Genomic DNA, 21340 nt, shown 5'->3' on the forward strand with positions numbered 1-21340 from the left:
GTCGGGGGGGGTGACGGGAGCGCGGGGGCCGGCCACCTCTGGAAAGGGGGCAAGTTGAGGGGGTGTCAAAGTGCTGGATTGGCTTGCGATAAGGCAAGACTAGCGGCTTTCGGCCACGTTAGAGGGAATCTCGCGATTCTGTGTGCTTCATTTTTGGAGCCGAGATAAGCTATGGACTCAGAGCACACCACCCCGGACCGCTCCGAAGGGTTATCGAGACCCATCCCACGGCCTTGCTGGTGCTCCGGTGAGGCGAAGCAATGAGCCGATCGCGTCAGTCCAACCGTAGCCCTTGCAGCTCCCCCACGTGCAGGTTTCCCGTTTCCCGCCGCTCGAATCGACCGGGCGGCACCCCAGGAGAAGGCAGGCGATATGTCGAGCACAGACCGCGTTGACCAGCGCGAGGCAGCCCAGCGAGAAGCCGTTGACGCGGTCGTGCGTGCCATCGAATTGCCTGCAAGATCACTTGTGCCCGAACGGGGCCTTCGAACGCAGGTGATCATGGCGACCGGGTCCGGGAAGACCCGGGTTGCGGTCCGCAGCGCGGAGGAGCTCCACGCAGGCCGTGTGCTGGTGCTCGTGCCCTCGCTGGACCTACTCGCCCAGACCGAGGCCGCGTGGCGCGAGGGAGGCCGCCGGGGGCCGATGATCGGAGTGTCCTCACTGCGGGGCGAGGAGGTGTCCTTCCCCAACACCACGGACGTGGACGAGCTGGTGAAGTGGACGCGCGGCCTGGACAAGGTCACCGTGTACGCCACGTACGCCAGTCTCGGGCTGGGCACGCTGGAGCGGGCGCACGCCGCGGGCCTCGCGGCTTGGGACCTGATTGTGGTGGACGAGGCCCACCGCGTTTCGGGCCGGATCGGGAAGCCGTGGGCGGTCGTCCACGACAACCAGAAGATCCCCTCCCTGCGCCGTCTGTACATGACGGCCACGCCCCGGCTGTGGCAGCTCGGGGACGACGACACGGCCGGCGCCCCCGGCGAGCTGGTCGCGAGCATGGAAGACGACCCCGAGGGCCCCTTCGGCAGCCGCTGTTTCACCCTGACCCTCTCGGACGCCATCGACAGGGGAATCTGTGCCCCCTACCAGGTCGTATGCGTGGACGTCACCGACACCGCGCTCCAGGCCGCGCAGCTCCTGGGCGCAGAGAGCCGCTCGGCAGAGGTCCGCGGAGCCCGGCTCGCCGCGCTCCAGACCGCCCTGGTGAAAGCGTCTGCGGAGGAGAACTTCCGGCGCTCGCTCGTCTTCCACCACGTCGTGAAGGAGGCCGAAGCCTTCGCGGCCGGCCTCCCCGACGTTGCCGCGCAGCTGCACGCATCCGACCCGGAGCTGTACCCGAAGACGATCTGGGCGGACTGGCTGTGCGGCGACCACAAGCCGCTCCACCGCCGCCGCCTCCTGGGCGAGTTCTCGGCCGGGATCGCCACGGACGGCACCGTGGTGGAGAAGTGCTTCCTGTGCTCGGTGAAGGTGCTGGGCGAGGGCGTCGACACCAAGAACTGCGACTCCGTCTACTGGGCCGACGTACGCGGCTCCATGCCCGACCTCGTCCAGGCCGTGGGGCGCGCCCTGCGGATGCAGCCCGGCGAGGGGAAGGTCGCCTCGCTCGTGGTGCCGGTGCTGCTCGGGCCGGGCGAGACGGCGGACAACATGCTCACGAGCCGGGCGTTCGGCGGGCTGGCGAAGCTGCTGGAGGCGCTGCGGGCGCACGACGCGCGGATCGTGGAGAACCTCGCGGAGCAGCAGGCCCCGAGCCGTTACAAGCCCGTCAGCAAGGACGACAGCGGCAAGAGCACGGGCGGGAGTGGTGAGGGCTCCGGAGGCGTCAGCGCCCCCGCCAAGGCCCTGCTGAAGTTCTCCACGCCCCGCGACCCGGCCGCCCTCGCCGCGTTCATCAACCTGCGGGTCCTCAACCCGGAACACGAGCACTGGCGGCGCGGTGTGGAGGCCGCCGTCATCTACGCCCGCGAGCACGGCGACCTCCGCGTGCCGTTCACGTTCCGGGTGCCCGCCGTCGACGACCAGGAGCAGGGGGAGGAAGGCGCGGGGTGGCCGGCCTCGCTCGCCGGGTTCCCGCTCGGGCAGTGGACCGCCGACGCTCGCCGGTTCTACGTCCGCGGCGACATGGACGAGGACCGCGTCGCGCAGCTGGAGAAGCTCGGCATGATCTGGAGCCACTTCGACGTCGCGTGGGAGGAGGGCCTGTCCGCCGCGCGCGGGTGGGCCGCCGAACACGGGCACCTCCTGGCCCCGCTGGACGCCACCTTCCAGGGCGCGAAGGTGGGCATCTTCCTGAAGAACGCGCGGGCCGCCGCCCGCAAGGCACAGGAGATCGAGCAGCGGCGTGCCGAGGGTCTGCCGATGGAGTCGTCGGCCGGGGCGCTGTCGGACGAGCGGCGTGAGCAGCTGGAGGAGATCGACGCGTCCTGGTGCCCGAGCTGGCCGGTGACCTGGCAGCGCTGCTTCCACCTGGTGCGGATCCACCTGGACGCCGGTGAGGCGCTGCCCACCGAGCCGGGCGACGTCGTGCGCCAGGGCGAGGATCTCGGGCGGTGGGTGAAGGCGGTGCGGCTCGGCTGGGACGAGCTCACGACCGTGCAGCAGTGGATGTGCGAGCAGGTCCTCGGGATCGAGCCCGCAGCCGAGGACGAGAAGCCCAAGCGCCGTACGCAGGCCGATAAGTGGGCGATGAACTACGAGGCCGCCCGCCAGTTCTACGAGCGCGAGGGACACCTCCAGGTCCCCAGGAAGCACGTCGAGCGGATCCTCGGCGAGGACCAGGAGGAGCGGGAGCACAAGCTGGGGGCCTGGATCGGGAACCAGCGGAGCAGGGCCGCCACGCTCACCCCGGAGCGCGTGGAGCAGCTGTCCGCGATCGGCATGCGCTGGTCGTAGGGGTGCAGGGCTGGGTGCATCGTAGGCTGACGGCGATGGGCCGCACGGTGTTCCGTGCGGCCCATCGGTTCTGCTTGGGTGTGCCCCTGGGCTCAGACGCGTCGCAGGGTGGCGATCTTCTGGTTAGCGGTGTTGATGGTCCGTTCCAGCCCGACCCGGGCGGATTCCTGGCGCATGGCCTGGATCATGAGGGTGCGGACATCGGCGCAGGCGATCCTCGCGGTCGACGGGGGTTCGGGCAGGGCGGTCCCGACGTAGGCCTGCGCGCACTCGACGACCCGCTCAAGCTCCGCACGGATAGCTTCGGTGTGCTCGATGCGACCGTTGATCGTGTTGGTCAGTCGCGTGATCTCCGCGAAGTCCGCCTCGTAGCAGGGGGTCCGGGCGAGCCGGCACTGCTCCGCGTAGAGGGCTTCGCACGTGGCGGCGGGGCCGGCGAGCTCGGCGGTGTCCTCGTCCTTGCGGCGCACGTTCTTCACCCAGGCGAGCGCCGTCTTGTGGTGTGCCAGCGTAAGGACACCGAGGGAACCGGTGACGAACGAGGCGGCCCCCGTCACGATCACGGTGGTCTCGCTGGGGTCGTTGATGAAGGAGCTGAGCAGCATTGCTTCTTTCCTTGGATCGGAACCTGGCCGCACGCCCGTGAACGGGGTGGTGTGTGCGGCTTCGGAGATGGTGGGTCCAGGTGAGGACGGGTCAGGCGCTTGTGGCGCTGTCCTGCAGGGCGTCCAGGTCGTGGACGATGAACTTACGATATCCGGCGTCGATCGTGCCGTGCCGCCGCAGGCTGCCGATGGCGTTCTCCACGGTGGAGACGCCGAGTTGAAGTGCTGCGGCGAGGTCTTTCTGGGTCGGGCCGCTGATGATGGTGCGGCGCGTGACGGTGGGGTCTGGGATGCCGGCGGTCTCGGCCAGGTGCGCCAGTAGCGTGCTGACACGCTGGAAAGAGGCCTGGGCGAAGGTGGCGTAGACCCTCTCGTCCTGCCGATTGCGGTCCTCCAGGCTGCGCAGCAGCGCCAGTTGGACCTCGGGGCGCTTGCGCTGCAGACGGTGCATGTAGCTGACGCGCCAGGGGACGACGTAGGTCTTCGACAGGCAGGTGGTGGTGACCGAGGAGGTCTGTTCGATGAGCTTGGCCTCGCCGACGATCTCGCCGATGCCGCGGAACCTGACGATCGTGGGGAGACCTCGGCCGGAGCCGAGCGGGAAGCGCTCTTGGCGGACGCAGCCCTGCACGATGATGAAGACGTCTCCGCCGTCGGGGCCCAGCGGGAGCGGCTTGTCTCGGTCGTAGGAGCGGATGCGCTGGTCCCATTCCTGGCTCATCGACGTCCAGGTGGGTGCGGGGAGGTGCTTGAGGAAGCTGCCCTCGGGCATGACGGCGCGGCCGAGGAGCAGGTCGTTCAGGCGAGGGGCGTCGGCCTTGGCGGGCATCTGTCACGCCTCCTTGTTGTACGGGAGGCGTGGAGCAGAGGGGTGGGGCCGGGCAGCAGTTGCGGGGTGACGGGCTGTCATCCCTATGTTGCGGTGGCTGGTGCGGCGTGTGCGCACGGTGAAGCCACCGCGGGCGGCGGTACGCATGGCGGTCTGCAGTCCCTTGTGTGGTGGGAGGTGGGTGCGCCCCCGTGTGGGCGGGCGCACCCTGGTGGGTCCGGCGCCCCCTCCTGCGGGTGCCGCCCGGCGTGGTGCTGTGGTGGCCGGGGCGGCGCAGGGCGAGAACGTCAGGCAGTAAACGCTACCCCTAGCAGAGACAAATTTGCCAGTCGCGAAGGGATGGGTACGCGGTTTTCCTTCAGCGTCGGCGGCGACCGGAGCAGGTCCCTAGGGCGAGGGGTTTTGCGGTACGTTCCCGATATCTAGGGAAGTGGCGCAGATCACAGAAGCAGTTAATTCTGCAATTCGGTGTGTGAATTAGGGTATGCAGCGCATATTCACTGACATGCCGGAGCGCGTATCAGATGAGCGCCCGGGGGCCCAGATGCAGGGGCCCGATAAGGGGGAAGGCCCCGGAGCACCACACTCCAGAGCCTTCCAATGGGTCCGGACCCACCAAGGCTCAGACCGATGTCCAGTTAACCACTCGACACCAGCCGAGGACACGCCGAAGCAAATCTCTTCCCGCCAAAACCCCCACCAGGAGGGAAACGCCAGGGCCGATCGGGGTACGGCCGCCACCTCAGTGATCAGCGACGAGACGTAGCGTATCGACAGCACCATTTGTCGGCTTTGTGATTTAGATGGCTTATGCCTACTCGCTCGGTTGACGTCCCGACGAGCAGAAGGATCACTCGCAGCCATTTACGATCACCGCTTGGCTGACCGCGTCGACAAGGAAGGAGATCCTAACCATGCTAAATCTTAGGCCAAAGGTTCGAGCCTGGAACATATGACCTACGTCAGCCACATTTAATCGACCCCTCATGGTGATGCCATAAAAGGCGATCGCAAGTCAGAATCAAGATATCCCGGATGATTTAACAAGGTGCAACATCCGCTTTCTATGCCACCCTGTAAATCCTCATTCAGAGCCAGGCCGGACGGCCATGTCGACACATACCTTTGGTTACACCGCGAGCCCTACGGCCACACCTTCATGACGCGCGGGTGCGCAGAATCTTTCCTGCCGTCAAATTTGTTCGCCACTCAGCGAGTTACCTTCGCGTAGCGCCATAGAAGGACCCAAAGGTCACACAAATTGCACATTCCGTGACTCTCTGTAACGGTTCTGGAATCTCCAGCAGTCCGTCCTCGGTTCCGGCCCTCGCCACCGGCCCCGCAAGGAGCCGCTGTTCCCTCTGGCGGACGGTGACACCGGGGACTTCTGTCCCGGCTCCACCGCCGGGCTGACGGTGGCGCGGCGCGGCGGCCCCGTCCGACGCGGAACCAGCTGAGCGCGCCCCGATCCCGGGCCGCGGCCGACCTGGCGGACCTGGTCGCCGCCGACACCCCACTGGGTCCCTAACAGGCCGCCGCCCGGCTCCAAATGCGCCGTGCCGACTTCGACCACATGGTCCGGCCCGGCTGGGTCCGCTCCCCGCAGTCGATCGAGGTCCGCTTCGGCACCAGCCGGGCCACGGCCGTCGACGTCGCGCTCTCCACCACCGCCTCCGTCGACGCAGTCGTCCCCGCACACCCCGAAGGCGACTGGCACCAGCTACGCGCCGGTGTGGTCGACCACGGCCCTGGACGAGGCCCTGCTCTGGTTCGAGACGCTCGAAGGCATCGGCGTTGAGGGGATCGTGGCCAAGCCGCCCCAGTCGGCCTACAAGGCTGGCCGTGTGTGGACGAAGGTCAGGCACGCGGACACAGTCGACGCCACCGTGGTTGGCTTCACCGGCACGGCCCGGCATCCGAGGGCACTCGCCGTACGGCTGTCCGACGGACGCGTGGCACTGTCCCAGCGGCTCACCACAGCGCTCTCCTCCGTCATCGCCCCACGCCTGGTCCCACAGCCCGGGCGTGCGTTCACGAACGCCGGCGACTCCTACACGCCAGCCAGGGGCGACACCGTGGTGGAGGTCGTGGCGGGCACAACCCGGCACGCGGTCGTCACCGTGGCCCGCCTGTGCTGGCCCGTGGCAGGGCCGTAGTCACACCGCCCACGAGCCCACGCTGGGTGGTGGCACGTGGTCGCTCCCATACATTCGGCCATGAACAAGTCGGTCGTGATCTCATCATGGCCCCCATACAGTCGACCTGTGACGAGCAGATGGAGACGGCTGAGTGACCGTCTGGCGGGGAAGACCGAGCCGGAGCCCCTGTGGGCAGAGGGTGTGCCGGACCACATCGACGTGCCCATCCGTGACTGGCTGTACGAGGTTCTGCGCAATTACGACATGGCCAGCCCCGTGGCGGTGCGGTTGAAGCTGCCGTCCAGGATCCTCAAGAGCCGCGACCCGTACAACGAGCTGGCCAACCTGGACGACCGGATGAATCCGATGCTGCGCCTGGAGGTCATCGACGCCACCCTGGGCTGCGTACAGCAAGCGCTGCAGGGGACACATTGGCAGCACCGCCAAACAGCCCTCTCATACGCCCGCCAGCTGGAGGGCATCCTGCGCGAAGGGGACTCGGCGTTCACGGTCTCCGAGGACGGCAGCAGGCTCGAACGCCGGATGGACGAGACACTCCACGCCACGTACGACAAGGCCGTGGAGGCCGGGGCTTCGAAGACAGAGACGGCGGCCGATCATCTTCGTGCAGCGTTCACCGAGGCGTACGGGATCAAGCCCGACCCCAGTGCCGCCTACTCCCGTGCAATCAAGGCCGTGGAGGCCGTCGCCAACCCGCTGTTCCTTCCCAACGCTCCCGAGCCCACCCTCGGCAAGGTGCGCGCTCACCTGGAGCAGGGAGGGCACAAGTACGAGATGGTCATCTCCGACAAGACGGGGGCGCCCGCAGACATTGACGCGGTCGTCGCGATGGTCAGCCTGCTCTGGCACGGACAGCGGGACCGCCACGAGGGAGGGCCCACCAGCGCCCCCGTGACCCTGGAGGCCGCGGAGACGGCCGTGCACACGGCCGCGATCCTGGTCCACTGGATCTCCAATGGCAGCATCCGAAGGAAGTAGTCGATCGTGCTCGCCCCCAGCTACACATGCTTACGAGCCGAATGCCTGGCGCAGGTCCAGGTAGCAGCGCAGCCGTACGCCGGGCTGATCGACGTCCCGCGTCGTCTGCTCCGTTGTTGCCGTCGCCCAACGGTCGGCGAGCAGTTGCTGGAAGACGAGCACGGTAGCGTCGTCCGCGGCCGCTACATCGACGACGAGCAGGCCCGGCTCGCTCACGTGCGTCTCGTTGATCGGGTTCATGTTCGGCACTACGCCGTGACGTCCGGCGAGAGTTCCGGTAATCCGGTGTCTTCACCCGACCGAGTGTGTTCAGAGCCCCAGCACTCAGGCGGCGTGGAACTCGTGGGCGTGGCCGCCGCGCCACTCCACCCACTGCGGGTCGTCCAAGACGGCCTCGGGTTCGGCTACGCCGGCGCCCTCGAGGAACACGGCCAGGTCGTGGTCGCTGTAGGCGGTGCCGAGGATCTCGTCCCGGCCGCTGCTGTGCACCGTGACTCTCCGGCCGCCCAAGAGCGAGGGCCGGTGCACGACGATCGGCGCGCTGGTCACGCCTTCCAGCGTGCCCCGGGCCGGTTCGCTGGGCGAGTCGGCCCGGGGCCGTCAGGGTGAGTCGCCGGACCAGTCCCAGCGGTTCCGCTCGCCGGGGCGCGGGTCGTACAGGGCGCGGCCGCCGGGGCCGAACTGCCCGAGCTCGGTCATCAGGGCGACGCCGGTCTGGATCTCGTCCGCTGTCCAGCCGGTGATGTCGAGCAGCAGCCCATCGAGCGGGCCGCCGACCAGTTCGGCGTAGTCTCGGTGCGGTAGCGGGCCCGGGTGGTCGTGGTCGGTGCCGTAGACCCGGCCGCGCAGCAGCTGCTCGTCGTCACGGTCCATCCGTTCAGCCTTGCAGCCGCCACTGACAGCCGGGGTGCGGTTGCGTCACCTGCGGAAGCGGGAGAGCCAGGTTCCGCCGGCCTTCTGCTCGGGCACGGCCTGGCCCTGCTCCTCGTGCTGGGGCTCGTGCGACCAGGCTTGCTGGGCGTCGGTGACGTACCGCTGGTCGCAGTTCCCGCACAGGGTCGGACGGGCCTGCGGAGGAAGGGCGTCCCAACCGGTGCGCTCCACCGCCTGCCACCGCTCGTCCGTGAACGCCGCCCTGCACTCGGTGCAGCGGGGACGACGGGCGTAGCGCAGGAAGTGCTTGCGCTCTGCCCAGTCGGGAAGCGGCTCCGGTCGCTCCTGCTGGCCGGCCTCGTCGGCGTCGGCGACGGCTGCGTGCTTGCAGCTGTCGCACAGGTGCGGGTGGGAGTCCTTCGGGGCTCCCCAGTCCTTCGCCTGTCCCTGTGCCGCCTCCCACCGTTCGTCGGTGAACTTCGCCCCGCAGCCGGTGCAGACGGGGCGGCGGGCTTCGCGCTCGGCCGCCTGCTTCGCCGCCCGCTCCTGAGCCGCCCGGCGCGCCTGTGCCTGGAACTCCTCTTCCCGGATCCTGGCCGCTTCGCGGGCACGGTCATCGGCCACCTCACGCCGGGGGTTGCCGATCGCCTCCCGCAGGGGCTGCATGTGGTCGCGGCCGAAGCGGAGGAACACCGGTCCCCCCGGGCCGTGCTCGCGCAGGTTCTTCAGGCCGGTCGCGATGATCGGGATCTTCCCGTCGTAGGCGTGGAAGTCCGTATGCCGCTGCCCCTGCCACAGGTGGCGGGTCAGCTCTTGCAGGCGCGGGACGGTGCGGTTGGGATTGCGCTCGCCGATGCGGTTGAACACCAGCAGGACGGGCGGGTGCGCCCTGTCGCCGGAGAAGGTGTCCGGCGCGCTCCAGCGGGTGCGCCACATCGGGCGCTCACGGCCGTCGGTGTCCTTCACCTTCCGTCGGAAGAACCGGGCGTACTTCTCCAGTTTGTCGGCGAGTTCCTCCGCACTCTCGTGGCAGTTGTCGACCTCGATGAACAGCAGCGGCACGCCGTCCTGCGGGGCGGTGAGCACGATGTCGGCCTGGGCGCCGCCCTTGCCGGGCGCGTTCCACGTGCCGGTGGCGGGCAGTGACACCTCGGTCCAGTACGAGGCGATGGTGCCGATGCCGTCCGGTCCGTCGGCGGCGGCCTGGGCGGCTGCTTGGACGTGTGGCGGGTCGACGGTGAGCCTGGCCATGTTCGGCTTCGGGCGCAGCATCGCGATCACGGTCTCGTTGACGGCCATCGGATGGGAGGCCCCGCTGGAGCCCGCGCCGCGCGCGGTGGAGCCCATCTCCCCCGCCGGGCGCCGGAGCTCGTAGGAGGCGGCCTCCAGTCCCTTGAGGGTGAGGTTGCGCAGGGTCTCCCCCGTCTCGGTGGAGCCGCCGTTCTCGGACAGGCCGTGCCCCCGCATGTCGGAGAGTGCGGCGGTGTGCGAGGCGGTGCGGGCCTGCTTCTGCTTAGACGGGGTTTCCTTGTTGGCGTGCCGGAAGGTCAGGTGGGGAGCGCCGATCCGCTGGATCTGATCAGCCGTGGCCACCTTCAGCGCTCCGAGCACGCGCAGCACATCGGCGCGGTAGCTGTTCGTCGATCCTGCCGGGTTGTTCTTCCGCTTCCCCGCCATCAGCCCCGGCCCTCCATCCGTCGCGCACGGCCACCGGCCGGGCGCCGGCCCCCGGCCGCAGAGGGCGTCGGGCCCCCGAACCCGATGATCTCCTCCTCCACTGACATTCCCTTCCAGTACAAGAGGAGAGAAGAGGGTTGTGACGGCGTAGTTTTCGCGCCGATTCCGGCCCTGACAAGGGGTTTTCCTAAGGCCTGGGGTGCCGGGCACCAAAGGGGATTCCCGAGGGACCTTCGAAGGGGGCGCCCAGGGAGTCCCCTTGGGCTTGCCCGCCACGGGCCGGCCTTCTGGTGTGACCGGCCCGAGCGGTGCCGCTGCCCGGTCCTTGGGCGGGTGATTGTCATCGGCTCGTCTCCTTCGCTGCCCCGGCCGGGGCAGTCGTTGCGAAGGAGCAGCGTGCAGCCGACCCCCTTGTCCGCAGTCTGACCGTGGCCGGTAGCAGGCGTGGACAAGACATCTCAGGAGGCTAAGGAGTCAAGTTGCTTGTCCAGGCTGGTCGAATCGGGCCCCGCTGTGGCCTGCCTCGCGGGCCAACCGGCCCCGTCACTCACCGCCTGCCTGAATCCCTGATCGGTGACTAACTGCGACCGTCGTCGATTCTGCAGACGTGATGTGATGACGGCACACATCTGCGTCCTGGAGACGGTGAAGGCTAGGCCTGCCGGATCGGCGGGCCCGGGGGAGGTCACATGACGGCCCAGGATTGGGCAGCGAACGACCCGGAGGAGTTCCACGCCCGGCTCCGCCCGGTGGAGCAGCGCGGCAGCGAGGTGAACTTCCCGCCCATCGACAACGGTCTGGACTACCTCCTCAGCGTCATCGCGTCCCTGGCTGACGACGAGGAGTAGGGGTGGGTCAGCGCACGTGACCTGAAGTACGCCGTGCTGCACCTGCAGGCCGCCGCCGAGGTGCTGCTCAAGTACCGGCTGCAGCAGGAGCATTGGACCTTGGTCTTCGCCGAGCCGGGCAAGGCCAGGAAAGAGGAGCTGGCTGATGGGTCCTTGGCCAGCTGCACCCCCGCCCAGACGGTGGACCGACTGCGGCGTATCGTCGGGCTGCCAATCGGGGACAAGGACGCCGCCGCGCTCACCAAGTTGGCCAAGACCCGCAACGCGCTGCAGCACTATGGGCTCACCGACCGTGCTCGCGCCGTCGAGGCCCGCGCCGTCGAGGTCCTGGACTTTCTCGTCCGCTTCCTGGACGAGCAGTTGCTGCCCGCCCTCCCCGACGAGGACCGGCAGCGGACCACGCAGGACATGTGGACCATCCGCAGCGGTCTCAGCCGGATCCAGGGCTTCGTCAACCAACGCATGCAGCGGCTGCGGGCCGAACTGGAGCCGCACCAGAACCGCACCGTGGCGTGTCCCCACTGCGACCAGTGGGCCCTGGTCGTGGCGGACGACAACAGCAAGTGCCGGTTCTGCACGGTACGGACCGACGCGCTCGACTACGTCCTCCACCGGGACATCGGCAGCAACGCCTCGTATCGCCGGTGCCTGAGCTGCGACAACCAGACACTGGTCTGTGGCGTCCTCACCGCGGCCGCCCCGGACGCGCCGGTGGACCTGTGTTTCAGCTGCGGGAAGACCTTCCCCCCGCTAGAAAGCTGCCTGCGGTGCCACCGACGCTTCCAACCGCACGACTTCGAGACGGTCTGCGCCGCCTGCCTGACCGACCAGGCCGCGAAAGAGGACCAGTGACGCAGACCGACCCCGTGTCCTCGCTGGTCTCAGCCACAACCTTTGGCGGGTACGACCGCCTCAGCCGCGGAGCTTGTCGTGCCGGACCAGGCGCTGAGGAGCACCTGACGGGCGCCACTCAGCTACGGCGCTCCGGCTTGAAGATGCGAAGCCAGCGGTGCAAAGGCGCGGTGTTCATCGAAGTGCTCCCGGGTCTGGAGGCAGTGGTGGAGCTGGCCGAGGAAGCGGTTTAAGAGATTGCGTTGGGCGGCGGCGTGCCAGTCTCCGTGTTCGCGTCGTCGCCGGTAGCGGGCGTTGGCGCCGGGTGAGGCCTGGAGGGCGGCGAAGGCCCAGAGGAAGCCCGCGTTCATGAGGCGGTTGTTCTTGACGAAGCGGCGGCCGCCGAAGTGCTTCTTGCCGGAGGCGCGGTTGATCGGCGCGGAGCCGACGTAGGCCTTCAGTGCTCTGGCGTCGGCGAACCGGGTCCGGTCGTCGCCGATCTCGGCGAGCACGCGGGCTCCGAGCAGGGGGCCGAGGCCGGGAAAGCTGAGCAAGATCTCGCTGTCGGTGTGCTGGTGAAAGGCGGTCTCGACTGCCGCCGCAAGGTCGTCCGCGGCTTGGCAGGCGGCATCCAGCTGCTTGAGTAGGGCCAGGAGCTGGTGGCCGAAGGCGTCCTCAACGGCCGGGAGCTGGCGGGCGTACTCGGCGCGGAAGATGCCCCGCAGGCGTTCTGCTTCGGTGTCGAAGGCGCGGGTGCGGCCGCTGCCTTTGAGGCCGGCTCGCAGCTGGGCGAGCGTGAGCTTCGCGGCCTTCGCCGGGGTCGGTGCCATGGCAAGGATGACGCGGGCGACGGGCCGGGTCAGGCCTCCGTCCTTGCCCTGGAAGGCGTGGAGGGCGGCGGGGTAGTACTCACGCAGCAGGGAACGTACCTGGTTGGTCCTGGGGCGGGCTCGCGCCGTGACGATCAACACCGGACAGCGGCTGCGGGTTTCGCGGTGGCCACGAAGGCACCGGGCCGTGCCGCTCTTGACCGAGGCCTGGAACGGCCAGGGGAAACGGAGGCATCGGCCCGGAGCCCGCGTCACCCCGCGAAGCTTCACGGCGAGCGTGGACTCGTGGTGGTGCGCAGACGCCGGGCTGCCGCTCTATAGGGAGGCCTCGCGGGCCAGGGTCGGTTCAGGCCTTCCCGGTGCCCACCTCACCACCACGGATCCATCGGTGGGCAACGGCGCCGGTCTCGGAGTGAGCCTCATCGGCTAGAGAGGGCCAAGGCGTCCGCTGCCCATGCAAGCCGCCCGCCGGCTCCTTGCAGGGGCCCGGTACGAGCTGCTTACACCCTGGATTAGGGGAAACGCGGCGGTGGTCGGGGCGGTAGCAGAGGTGGACAAGGGGTCATGGTCGGGTTCGTGGTCGGGCCGACCACCCCGGACAAGGGGGCCCGGTTTGGCCCTTTCAGCCACGATTCGTCGGTTTCGACTCGGGGGGGGGAGTTCTCTGGCCTCTGTCCACAGGCTGGCCGGCCGACCTTGCTGAGACGTCACCGTGACCGGCACGGCGACCGCACGTCAGGAGCTGCCTATGTCCCCCATCGTTCCCTCGCTGCCCCCGCACCTGGTCCAGCTCGGGCCCGGCCGCTTCGACTACGTCTTGGCGGTGGAGGCCGGAGACGACGTCACGGCGGCGCGGCTCGCGCCCGAGGTGGAGCAGCTGCCGGGACTGCTGCCGGGCATCGCGGAACTGATCGTCTTCCCCGTGACCGCGTTGTCCGACGACACCGATCCCTGCGCCGACTGCTTCGTCCTGGACGAGGTCGGCGTCATCTACCTCATGGCGATCAGGGAGTGGGCCACGCACTCCCCCGCGGCCGCCGCACCGGGGATCGCCCGCACCATCGCGCACTTCGTCGGCCAGGTCCTCGCCGACGCGCCGACGGACGTCGTCCAGACTCTGCAGGCGCTGCGCGATGAGCAGGTGGAGCGGGCCCGTGCCGTAGTGGCTCTGCACCGGTAGCCGCACCACCGTGCGGATGGATGCGCATCGGGTGCGGTCGGTGCGCATCCATAGTCATCCGGCTCCGCGGCCGGTTGAGATACTGCCTCCTCAATGAGACGGGGGAAGCCTAATGATCATCTTTGATACGAATGCCGTGAACCTTCTGCCTCCCGAAGGACCGCGTGCGGACATCATCCGGAAGCTGCGTCAGTCGGGGCACCACAGGATCGCTGTACCGTGGATGGTCCTGGAGGAAATGGCCGCCCACCAAGCACGGCTCTATCCCGTGAAGCACCAAGCGGTCGTGAACACACTGGCCAAGCTGCGCGCCTTCCTTCCCTGGGATCTGGAAAGTTCCCTGGAGCCGTTGAATCTGGAACGGTTTCTGGAGCACTGGCGTGAGGTCTATGGGGAGATCTTCGAGGTGATCGAGACCAGTAACGAGGCCATCCGCAGGGGGTTCCAGCGGGAGGCAATGGCTCTTCCGCCAGCGAAGCGAGCTGACGATCACTCCGTGGGGGGCCGCGATGCGGCGATCTGGTTCTCCATCCTGGAATTCCTCAAGCAGAACCCGGACGAGCACGTCCACTTCGTCACGAACAACACCAGCGACTTCGGCGACGGAACTACCTACCCGTTCCCGATGGACGAAGACGTCTGCGGTCTGGAGGGCCGGCTGACCCGCCTCACGGACTTCAACGACGTGGTCTCGCAGTTCACCAAGGAAGTGTCCGGGAAGGACGCAGAAGCCGCTGCAACCGAATTGCTGAGGTCGCCGTCGGTTCGGGCAGGAGTAGCCCAAGCGGCGAGGAACCTCAGCACGCTCTCCGGGTTCGCTGGCCTGGGCGACGGCGGCGCGCTCGAGGAGTGGTACGCGTGGTGCGAAGATCCCGAGGTTGAACTGCTCAGTGTCACGGAGGTCACTGGTCACGAGATCGAAAGCGACGTCTGGTACACGGCCAAAGCCCGATGGCTGCTGTACGGCCTCGCGGTCGATGAGACAGAGACTCTGGCTGGCAACGTCGCCTCTCTCTGGGAAATCAAGATCCTGTTTTCCACACGCGACGACGAAACCCCAACCCTGCTCGCATCAGACGAACCGGCGTCGCCCGACGATGGCGACGAATCATGCATGGAGGTCCTCAAGGGCCTCAAGAAGCGATTTGCTGACGTCGCCGCAGCCGCCAAACGGAGCCTCCTCACAGCTCCCACTCCGGTGGAGCGCGCAGTCGCCGACCATGTCGCACCCTCCCTCGCGAAGCTTGACCTGGCCACCAGTCGCCTCGCCCAACAAGCCGCCGCCCAACAGGCAGCACTCATCAATGGCCCCGTGCAGCGTCTTGCCCGCCAGATGGCTGCCGAACAGTCGAAACTGATCAACGGTCCGGCCCAGCAGCTCGCGCGTAAGATCGCTGCCGACCAGGCAAAGCAGTTCAGCGGACCTGCGCAGCTGATCGCCCGCCAGATCGCCCGGCAGATCGCGGCCTCGCTCCCCAAACTCGACATCGCCACCTCACTCCCCAAGATCGACGTGCCAGTCGTCGCCTACCGCCCAAGCGTTCGTGAGCAAGTGGTGGAAGAGGCTCCCGAAGCCGAGCCGGACAAAGCACAAGCAGACGGTGACAACACAAGCGAGTGATCGAGCGGTTCGCCGCACCGGGCCCGGCTGGGCGGGCTACCGTCCCAGCTCGGGGGGAAACACGGGACGGGAGCCCTACGTCCATCTTCCTCGCCGTGCGGCGCGCTCATCGGCCAGCTTCTGGCCTGCGGTGCGGTCCGCCTGCTGCGGTCGGTTCGCGCGCTGGTCGTCCTCGCGGACCGGATGCGGTGCGCCTGTGTCCTTCCCGTCGGTGTAGCGGTCCATGGTGGCGCGGGCTCGGTCGGCCGCCGCGGTGAAGGCGGCACCGAGGTGGCGAAGCCGCTCGGCAGTTAGATCGAGAGCTTCCACGTCCGTCCGGGACTCCCTCAAGGCCCGCAACGCCGTCAGGTCGATCGCCTCCTGCCGTCCGGCCTCCGGCTCCTGGTCGTCGGTCTCGACTTCGACGGCCGGGGGCGCGAGCAGCTGCTCGGGCATCGCCGCCTGCTGGTGGGCGACGACGTCGTACGTCCGGCCCCGTACGGCTGCGGTGGTGGTGCGCAGCTTCTCCCGCACCACCGCACCGGCGAGGACAGCTCGCTCGTACTGCAATGGGATGCGGGGTGTCTCCGACTCCCCCGCGCCCTGGCCTGGCGGCCGGAGCGCGGCCGGCTCGCCGGGATCGGCCGGGGGTTGCCGGTCCGGGCCGGGCGCGGTGGTTGGTGAGCGGCGCTGGGCGGGGAGGTCGGACAGATCCCACCGGGCTGTGTACAGGCGGTAGCCGGACTCCAGGCCACGCACGGTCTTCGGCTCGCTGATGTCCAGGCAGTGGGTGGAGATGGCGGCGGCCACGATCCGGTCATCCAGGCCGGGGTCCCGTCGGTGGCCGCGCAGGACGAGGGCGAGGTGGCGGCGGGCTTCGGCGAGCAGGTGCCGGCGGTGGAAGCGACCGCCCTCGTTCATCACGAACACTGTCGCGGCGACGTCAACGGCCGCCAGGGCGACGTCGACCACGGCGGCGACCCGGGTACGGATCGCCGCAGCCGCGGCACGGGCGTACTCGAGGAGAGAGTTGATGACGTCGACGGCCACCTTGGAGGTGCGGATCGCGCTCTCCTTCCACTCCCTGCGCAGCTGCGCGAGGGGCCGGGCCTTCTGCTTCGGCGGGCGCGTCATCTTCGCGGCGATCCCGTTCAGCTTGGCGCGGGCCCGCTCGGAGACCACGGGCAGGAACTTCAGCTCGCTGTCGTCGTCGACGGCGGTGACGTACTCGTGCTCCAGGTCCTCGAGGCAGGCGGCGATCTGGTCGCTGCGCCGGGAAGTCCAACGGATCAGCTCGTGCGGCACCCCGGCAATCTCCATCACAGGCCGGCGCCCTGGGGTGACGGTGCGCGGCTCGGTCGCCAGCCCCAGCGCCTCACACACCTCAGCGGCCACGAGCTCGTTGTAGAGCGCGGAGGCCGCCACCGTGTTCTCGTGCAGGGCTGTGGTGTGGATCGAGCCCCACTTCCCGTCCAGGCGCTGCCCCTTCACCGACAGCAGTACATGGTCATGGAGCAAGGGCCGACCCGACCTCGCCTCGTAGTGGCGGAAGCGCGCGGCGACCAGACCGCCCGGCGGCCGCACCCGGTAGATGCCGTCCTTGCCGTAGCGGATCACCGCCACCACGTCCTCGATCCACTCCAGCACCCGCTCGATCGCGCGCTCGTGGGCGGCCTCGATCACCCCCCTGGTCTCCTCATCCCCCAGCGCCCACAGCAGGTAGATCGTCGGCTGCGGACGGAACACGAAGTCGACGCCGGTGACCGTCACCTGGCGCCCTAGGGCGCCGGCCTTGAACGCCTTCTTCGGGGAGTCGCCCTTGGCGAGCCGGTCGGACTCGATCTGGTCCGCGTACGGGTGTCGGCCCCGCTCGCCGAACAGGTTCCGCAGCTGCCGCTCGGTGACCTCCTCACCCGGCGTCAGTCCGAGCACGGCCAAGCCGCGGCCCATCCATCGCCCGGCCGGGACACCGGCTTGCTCCTGGGCCTCGCGCAGCGGCGTGCGGGCCGGGCGGCGGCCGTCGCCGACGACGGTCTCGCGCAGGTAGTAGCGGTACATCTGACCGGCCCGGATGACCCTGATATCCACTGTCATGGAGACCACGCCACACGGCTCTCACCTGCAAGAAAAGGCCGATCCGCGGTACGTCCCGCCAGGCGGGAGCAGCGGCCGAACTTTCTTCTCAGGCGCCCGTCAGGCGGGACGCGGCCCCGGGCCGGAAGCGAATGTCATCGCTCTCCGGCAGCCCTCACATCACGACGCAGACGACGCCAACAAGCACCACCGCGCACCACCATCGAGCACCGCCTACAGCAGCCCCCGGCACCGCCAGGGAGGCTGCGTCCTCCTTTGAGACCCTCCCCCGCTTCACCGCTGGCCTCCAGGACCGGCATGGGCCGGGCTAGGTCCTCAAGTGGTGGAGCACGGCGAGGACCCGCTCCTGCATGGATGTCGGCAAGTGGTCGAACGCTTGGGAGTCGTCTGGATAGTTGGCGTAAAGGGCGTGCAGCAGCACTTCAAGTTCATCGTGCCGTTCCGGGTTACTCCATCCCGAACGGTTGGCGATGTGACGGCCGACGTCGTGCCAGACCACTGAGTCCTGCGGTGCTTCCCTGCCAGTGAGGCCAGCCAGGTGCTCCTCGACGCTTGGGGTGAAGTACGCCTTCACCTGCCAGCCGTCGCGTACTTGAAGGTAGCGGCGTAGGACATCGTCAGTGGCTCCTGCATCACGTAGGTAGGCGGCGATCGTCCCGATGAGCAAGTGCAGATGTTCCAGAGCGTCAGTGAGCTTATACAGCGTGGTGCTCTTCCACTCTGCGATGTCTTCTCGGTAGTGACCTTCGTCGACGGCGAAGTAGAGGTACCTGACGATGCGGTGTGAGTGGTATCGCACAAGCTCGGTCAGCTCCTCGGGTACAGCCCGCTCATGGAGGTTGGCGGGTGCACCCCCAGGCGTGCCGTCTGCTTCGCTGACGTCGCCGAGCCGGCTCAGCCTGTCCAGCCGGACCGCTTGCAGCGCGGCCGCGTACGACTCGCCGGTCTCGCTCTGCCGTCGTCGTGCCTCATTGGCTCGTGCCTGATTGTGAGACTTCACAGTTCGTTTTCCGTGCCAGCCCCGTGACCTGGCACTGCCTGTTCGCATGCGACAGAGGCGCCAGCAGCGATCACGCGGAGCGTATTTCAGCTGTCGTTGCAAAGCTGCCACTCACGGGGTAACAGTTGCTGAGCTGGAGCCTTCACAGAGCGACTCTGTTGTAGGCAACGATCCTCAGGCAGAACAGTCACGGGCGTTCTAGCGCGCCAGCATCTCCGCCCCCGCGCCCGGCTCCGATCGCCAGTCGGGCCTCCTCATCGCAGATATGGGCTCCGGGCGGAGGATCAGGAACACGGCCTTGCCGCTGCCGTTCGAGGAGCAGCGTAGCCAACTCCCTTAGCAAGCAGCTCTGATGGCTTTCGCTCGTGGGAGCGCCGCCCCTCCGATGCGTTATGTTCCCGTTACTTTTCACGCCGTGAAAATCGTCGAACGGGTGAAGCGGGGCAACAACTTGCACACCGGGCATCACACTTCATCACCCAAGTCAGTAAGGTGACGCCATGGCTTCTCCATACCCTGACGGAGACCGGGAAAAGGTGGCGTCCAAGCTTCCGCCCGGGCTCCAACAAGAACTGAAGATTCGTTGCGCCGAACTCGGGCTGGACATCCAGGACGCCGCTACCACGGCCATCACCAACTGGCGCAGCAGTGAACGGCCGGAGGGGGACATCGACACGGCGGGAGCCAGGTCGTTCTCCACTTGGCTGCCGACGGGCCTGTACGACGATTTCAAGGCCAGCTGCGCGGAACGCGGCTTGTCTTACATCCAGGGCCTCGCACGAAGCATCCGGGCCTGGCTGGACGACAACCCGTCCCCGTCGACGGCTGGTCAGCCGGCGCCGCCGCGCCGGATCGTCGTCTGCAATCAGAAGGGCGGCGTCGGCAAGACCACCATCTCCGCAGGAGTCGCCGAGGCTCACGCCGAGCCCGAGGGGATCGGCGTCAAGTGCCTGCAGAACTTCGTCGAGGCCCTGACCGACACCGAACTTGAACGGCTGAACCGCACCCGTGAGCAACTTGTCGCTCTGATCGCCGACTACGCCGCGGGCGGGCAGCGGGTCCTCCTCGTCGACTATGACCCGCAGCTCCACCTCAGCAACCAGTTGGGCATCCCCCCGATCGCGGTCGGCGAGGACAGCCTGATCACCCACATGTCGGGAGATCCGCAGGGCGACATCAAGGATCTCCTCGTGGCGATCGACGACCCCCGCTTCGGCGGTCGGCTGCATGTCCTGCCGGGCACGCGCGAGGCGTTCCTGCTGGACTCCAAGCTTGCGCTCACGGCCGCCCAGTCCCGCGGGTTCCAGAAGGAGATGGCGCTTGAGCGCGCCTTGCACCCGCTTGAGAATGACTTCGACGTCATCGTCATCGACTCCCCGCCCAGTCTCGGACTGAGCATGGACGCTGGCCTCTACTACGGACGCCGACGGCCCAACGAGAGGCCGGGGCGCTCTGGGGTGCTCATCCCGGTGCAGTCCGAGGACAGCTCGGCAGACGCCTACGAGATGCTCATCGAGCAGATCGAGGACCTTGAGACGGATCTACACCTGGAAATCGACCGGCTGGGCATCGTCGTGAACCTGTTCGACAGCCGCCGCGGTTATATCGCTACGTCCTCTTTGGAGGAGTGGCACAGGGTGGAGAACGACAAGGTGGTCGCCGTGATCGACGACCTGAAGGAGCAGCGGGAGTCGGTACGGCTCAAGCGGCCCTTGTTGGCATATGTGCCGGAGAGCAAGCAGGCGAACATCATGCGAATGATCGTGGCGGGGGCCGGCAGGTGAGCAAGAGGGATCAGTTGGGACGCGGGTCCTCGTTCGGCGGGTCGTCCGGCCGCAGCGCACGCAGGAACGCGATCGACACAACGATCAACAGTGGTGTCGGCACGGCGGATCTCACGGATCTGCCCGTCCCGGCCATCAGCGATAACCCGGACAATCCGCGCAACCATCTCCGCAACCTGGAGTCCACCGTGGAATCGGTGCGCGAGGTCGGCGTCATCCTGCCGATCGTGGTCGGCACGGTCGACGCATACGTGCGCAGCCGGCCTGATCGTGCGGACGATCTCGCGCCACATACGCAGTACGTGGTGATCGACGGGCACCGGCGTCTCGAGGCGGCCCGCCAGGTTGGGCTGGCGACCATTCCCGTGCGCGTGGATGACGCGCGGCTGAGCACCGACGAGAAGCTTCTTGAGTCGGCGTTCATCGCGAACTACCACCGCGAGGACATGACCGACCTTGAGGAGGCGCACGCCCTGAAGCAGTTGGTGGACTACTACGGAGGTTCACAGACCAAGGCTTGCAAGCGCCTGTCGATGTCCGCCTCCACACTGTCGAGCAAGCTGTCGCTGCTCAAGTTGTCCCCCGAGCTGCAGAAAGACCTGATGACGGGGGTGCGGAAGGCTGAACACGTCCGCAACTTGTCCAAGCTCTCCCCTCAGGCGCAGAAGGATAAGGCTGACGAACGAGCCGAGGCTTCGATGCGCCGGTCCCGAAAGCGGCATGAGCCTGCGCCAGAGGATTTTCACGGCGTGAAAAGTAACGGCTCGGTAACGGGCGATGCGTCGGGGCAGTCACAGTCCAACCCCGGGAGGCCGGATGCGCCCCGGGAGTCGGTCCCCGAGCCACGAGGATCGGCCCGTGAAGATTCCCAGCAGGGCCAGCTGGCGCTGAAGAAATTTCCCTACCACGACGGTATGGAGGCGGGGCACTTGATCCTGTTCAAGATGCCGTCAGAGGAACGCGACAAGCTGTACGAAATTTTGCTCAGTGACCGCGAGAGGCGAGCGGCCAACTCAGGCTGACGAGCGGGACCAGGTCGGCGATGACCATGGGCATCGGGTCGACTTCCCCCGCCGCCGGTGCGACGCAACCACGGTCGGTGCGCCGACACACGAAAAGGCCCCTGACCGCTACCTCGCGTGGAGGGAGCGGCC

Annotated in this window: 17 protein-coding genes and 2 pseudogenes; 10 read left to right on the plus strand and 9 right to left on the minus strand. The window is 67.9% G+C overall.

The features are described from left to right. The first annotated feature begins 372 nt into the window (after positions 1 to 372). Entirely contained in the window at positions 373 to 2898 is a 2526-nt protein-coding gene (locus tag KMS84_RS28045) for a DEAD/DEAH box helicase (RefSeq protein ID WP_256919249.1), read from the plus strand. A 92-nt stretch (positions 2899 to 2990) separates the two neighbouring features. On the opposite strand, the gene KMS84_RS28050 is transcribed toward KMS84_RS28045, so the two are convergent. Both KMS84_RS28050 and KMS84_RS28055 read right to left on the minus strand, forming a co-directional pair. Continuing rightward, positions 2991 to 3503 (minus strand): hypothetical protein, encoded by a 513-nt coding sequence (locus tag KMS84_RS28050; RefSeq protein ID WP_256919250.1) that lies wholly within the window; start codon positions 3501 to 3503, stop codon positions 2991 to 2993. Positions 3504 to 3594: 91 nt separating this feature from the next. Next, complete coding sequence (locus tag KMS84_RS28055) at positions 3595 to 4332, minus strand: Crp/Fnr family transcriptional regulator (RefSeq protein WP_256919251.1); 738 nt, start codon at positions 4330 to 4332, stop codon at positions 3595 to 3597. A 1483-nt stretch (positions 4333 to 5815) separates the two neighbouring features. Between KMS84_RS28055 and KMS84_RS41135 the strand changes: the two are divergent. The 3 genes and pseudogenes from KMS84_RS41135 to KMS84_RS28070 form a co-directional block, all read left to right on the plus strand. After that, positions 5816 to 6130 (plus strand): annotated as a pseudogene (locus KMS84_RS41135) (hypothetical protein); the annotation flags it as partial. Further along, positions 6063 to 6488, plus strand: coding sequence for a DNA ligase-like domain-containing protein (locus KMS84_RS28065; protein WP_256919253.1), 426 nt, complete (start codon positions 6063 to 6065; stop codon positions 6486 to 6488). The pseudogene KMS84_RS41135 and the gene KMS84_RS28065, both read left to right, overlap by 68 nt. A 108-nt stretch (positions 6489 to 6596) precedes the next feature. Then, entirely contained in the window at positions 6597 to 7469 is an 873-nt protein-coding gene (locus KMS84_RS28070) for a hypothetical protein (RefSeq protein ID WP_256919254.1), read from the plus strand. A 30-nt stretch (positions 7470 to 7499) separates the two neighbouring features. Here the strand turns inward: KMS84_RS28070 and KMS84_RS28075 are convergent, their stop codons facing one another. The 4 genes from KMS84_RS28075 to KMS84_RS28090 form a co-directional block, all read right to left on the minus strand. Further along, positions 7500 to 7709 carry a DUF6207 family protein gene (locus tag KMS84_RS28075; protein ID WP_256919255.1) on the minus strand — a complete coding sequence of 70 codons (210 nt, stop codon included), beginning with the start codon at positions 7707 to 7709 and terminating at the stop codon, positions 7500 to 7502. Between the two features lie 84 nt (positions 7710 to 7793). Next, entirely contained in the window at positions 7794 to 8018 is a 225-nt protein-coding gene (locus tag KMS84_RS28080) for a type 1 glutamine amidotransferase family protein (protein WP_256919256.1), read from the minus strand. A gap of 51 nt (positions 8019 to 8069) precedes the next feature. Beyond that, positions 8070 to 8342: a hypothetical protein gene (locus KMS84_RS28085; protein ID WP_256919257.1), complete on the minus strand. Its 273-nt coding sequence runs from the start codon at positions 8340 to 8342 to the stop codon at positions 8070 to 8072. Between the two features lie 45 nt (positions 8343 to 8387). Beyond that, positions 8388 to 10019 (minus strand): replication-relaxation family protein, encoded by a 1632-nt coding sequence (locus tag KMS84_RS28090; RefSeq protein WP_256919258.1) that lies wholly within the window; start codon positions 10017 to 10019, stop codon positions 8388 to 8390. Between the two features lie 689 nt (positions 10020 to 10708). On the opposite strand from KMS84_RS28090, the gene KMS84_RS28095 reads away from it, so the two are divergent. Continuing rightward, the gene (locus KMS84_RS28095) at positions 10709 to 10867 is read left to right on the plus strand and encodes a hypothetical protein (RefSeq protein WP_256919259.1); all 159 of its coding nucleotides are present in this window, start codon (positions 10709 to 10711) and stop codon (positions 10865 to 10867) included. A 33-nt stretch (positions 10868 to 10900) separates the two neighbouring features. Continuing rightward, complete coding sequence (locus KMS84_RS28100) at positions 10901 to 11719, plus strand: hypothetical protein (protein ID WP_256919260.1); 819 nt, start codon at positions 10901 to 10903, stop codon at positions 11717 to 11719. A gap of 122 nt (positions 11720 to 11841) precedes the next feature. Here KMS84_RS28100 and KMS84_RS28105 read toward each other — a convergent pair. Continuing rightward, positions 11842 to 12633, minus strand: a pseudogene (locus KMS84_RS28105) (transposase); the annotation flags it as partial. Positions 12634 to 13276: 643 nt separating this feature from the next. Between KMS84_RS28105 and KMS84_RS28110 the strand changes: the two are divergent. Then, positions 13277 to 13708 (plus strand): hypothetical protein, encoded by a 432-nt coding sequence (locus tag KMS84_RS28110; protein ID WP_256919261.1) that lies wholly within the window; start codon positions 13277 to 13279, stop codon positions 13706 to 13708. Between the two features lie 112 nt (positions 13709 to 13820). After that, the gene (locus KMS84_RS28115) at positions 13821 to 15329 is read left to right on the plus strand and encodes a PIN domain-containing protein (RefSeq protein WP_256919262.1); all 1509 of its coding nucleotides are present in this window, start codon (positions 13821 to 13823) and stop codon (positions 15327 to 15329) included. Between the two features lie 75 nt (positions 15330 to 15404). Here KMS84_RS28115 and mobF read toward each other — a convergent pair whose 3' ends face one another. Both mobF and KMS84_RS28125 read right to left on the minus strand, forming a co-directional pair. After that, a complete protein-coding gene (mobF, locus tag KMS84_RS28120) occupies positions 15405 to 17402 on the minus strand; it encodes a MobF family relaxase (RefSeq protein ID WP_256919263.1) in 1998 nt (665 codons plus the stop codon). A gap of 307 nt (positions 17403 to 17709) precedes the next feature. Then, the gene (locus KMS84_RS28125) at positions 17710 to 18402 is read right to left on the minus strand and encodes a hypothetical protein (protein WP_256919264.1); all 693 of its coding nucleotides are present in this window, start codon (positions 18400 to 18402) and stop codon (positions 17710 to 17712) included. Positions 18403 to 18902: 500 nt separating this feature from the next. Between KMS84_RS28125 and KMS84_RS28130 the strand changes: the two genes are divergently transcribed. Both KMS84_RS28130 and KMS84_RS28135 read left to right on the plus strand, forming a co-directional pair. Continuing rightward, positions 18903 to 20186 (plus strand): AAA family ATPase, encoded by a 1284-nt coding sequence (locus KMS84_RS28130; protein WP_256919265.1) that lies wholly within the window; start codon positions 18903 to 18905, stop codon positions 20184 to 20186. Continuing rightward, positions 20183 to 21208 (plus strand): ParB/RepB/Spo0J family partition protein, encoded by a 1026-nt coding sequence (locus tag KMS84_RS28135; RefSeq protein WP_256919266.1) that lies wholly within the window; start codon positions 20183 to 20185, stop codon positions 21206 to 21208. The genes KMS84_RS28130 and KMS84_RS28135 overlap by 4 nt, the downstream gene beginning before the upstream one ends. Positions 21209 to 21340 lie beyond the last annotated feature (132 nt).

This window comes from Streptomyces hilarionis (assembly GCF_024539675.1).
In the GTDB taxonomy this organism is placed as follows: domain Bacteria; phylum Actinomycetota; class Actinomycetes; order Streptomycetales; family Streptomycetaceae; genus Streptomyces; species Streptomyces hilarionis.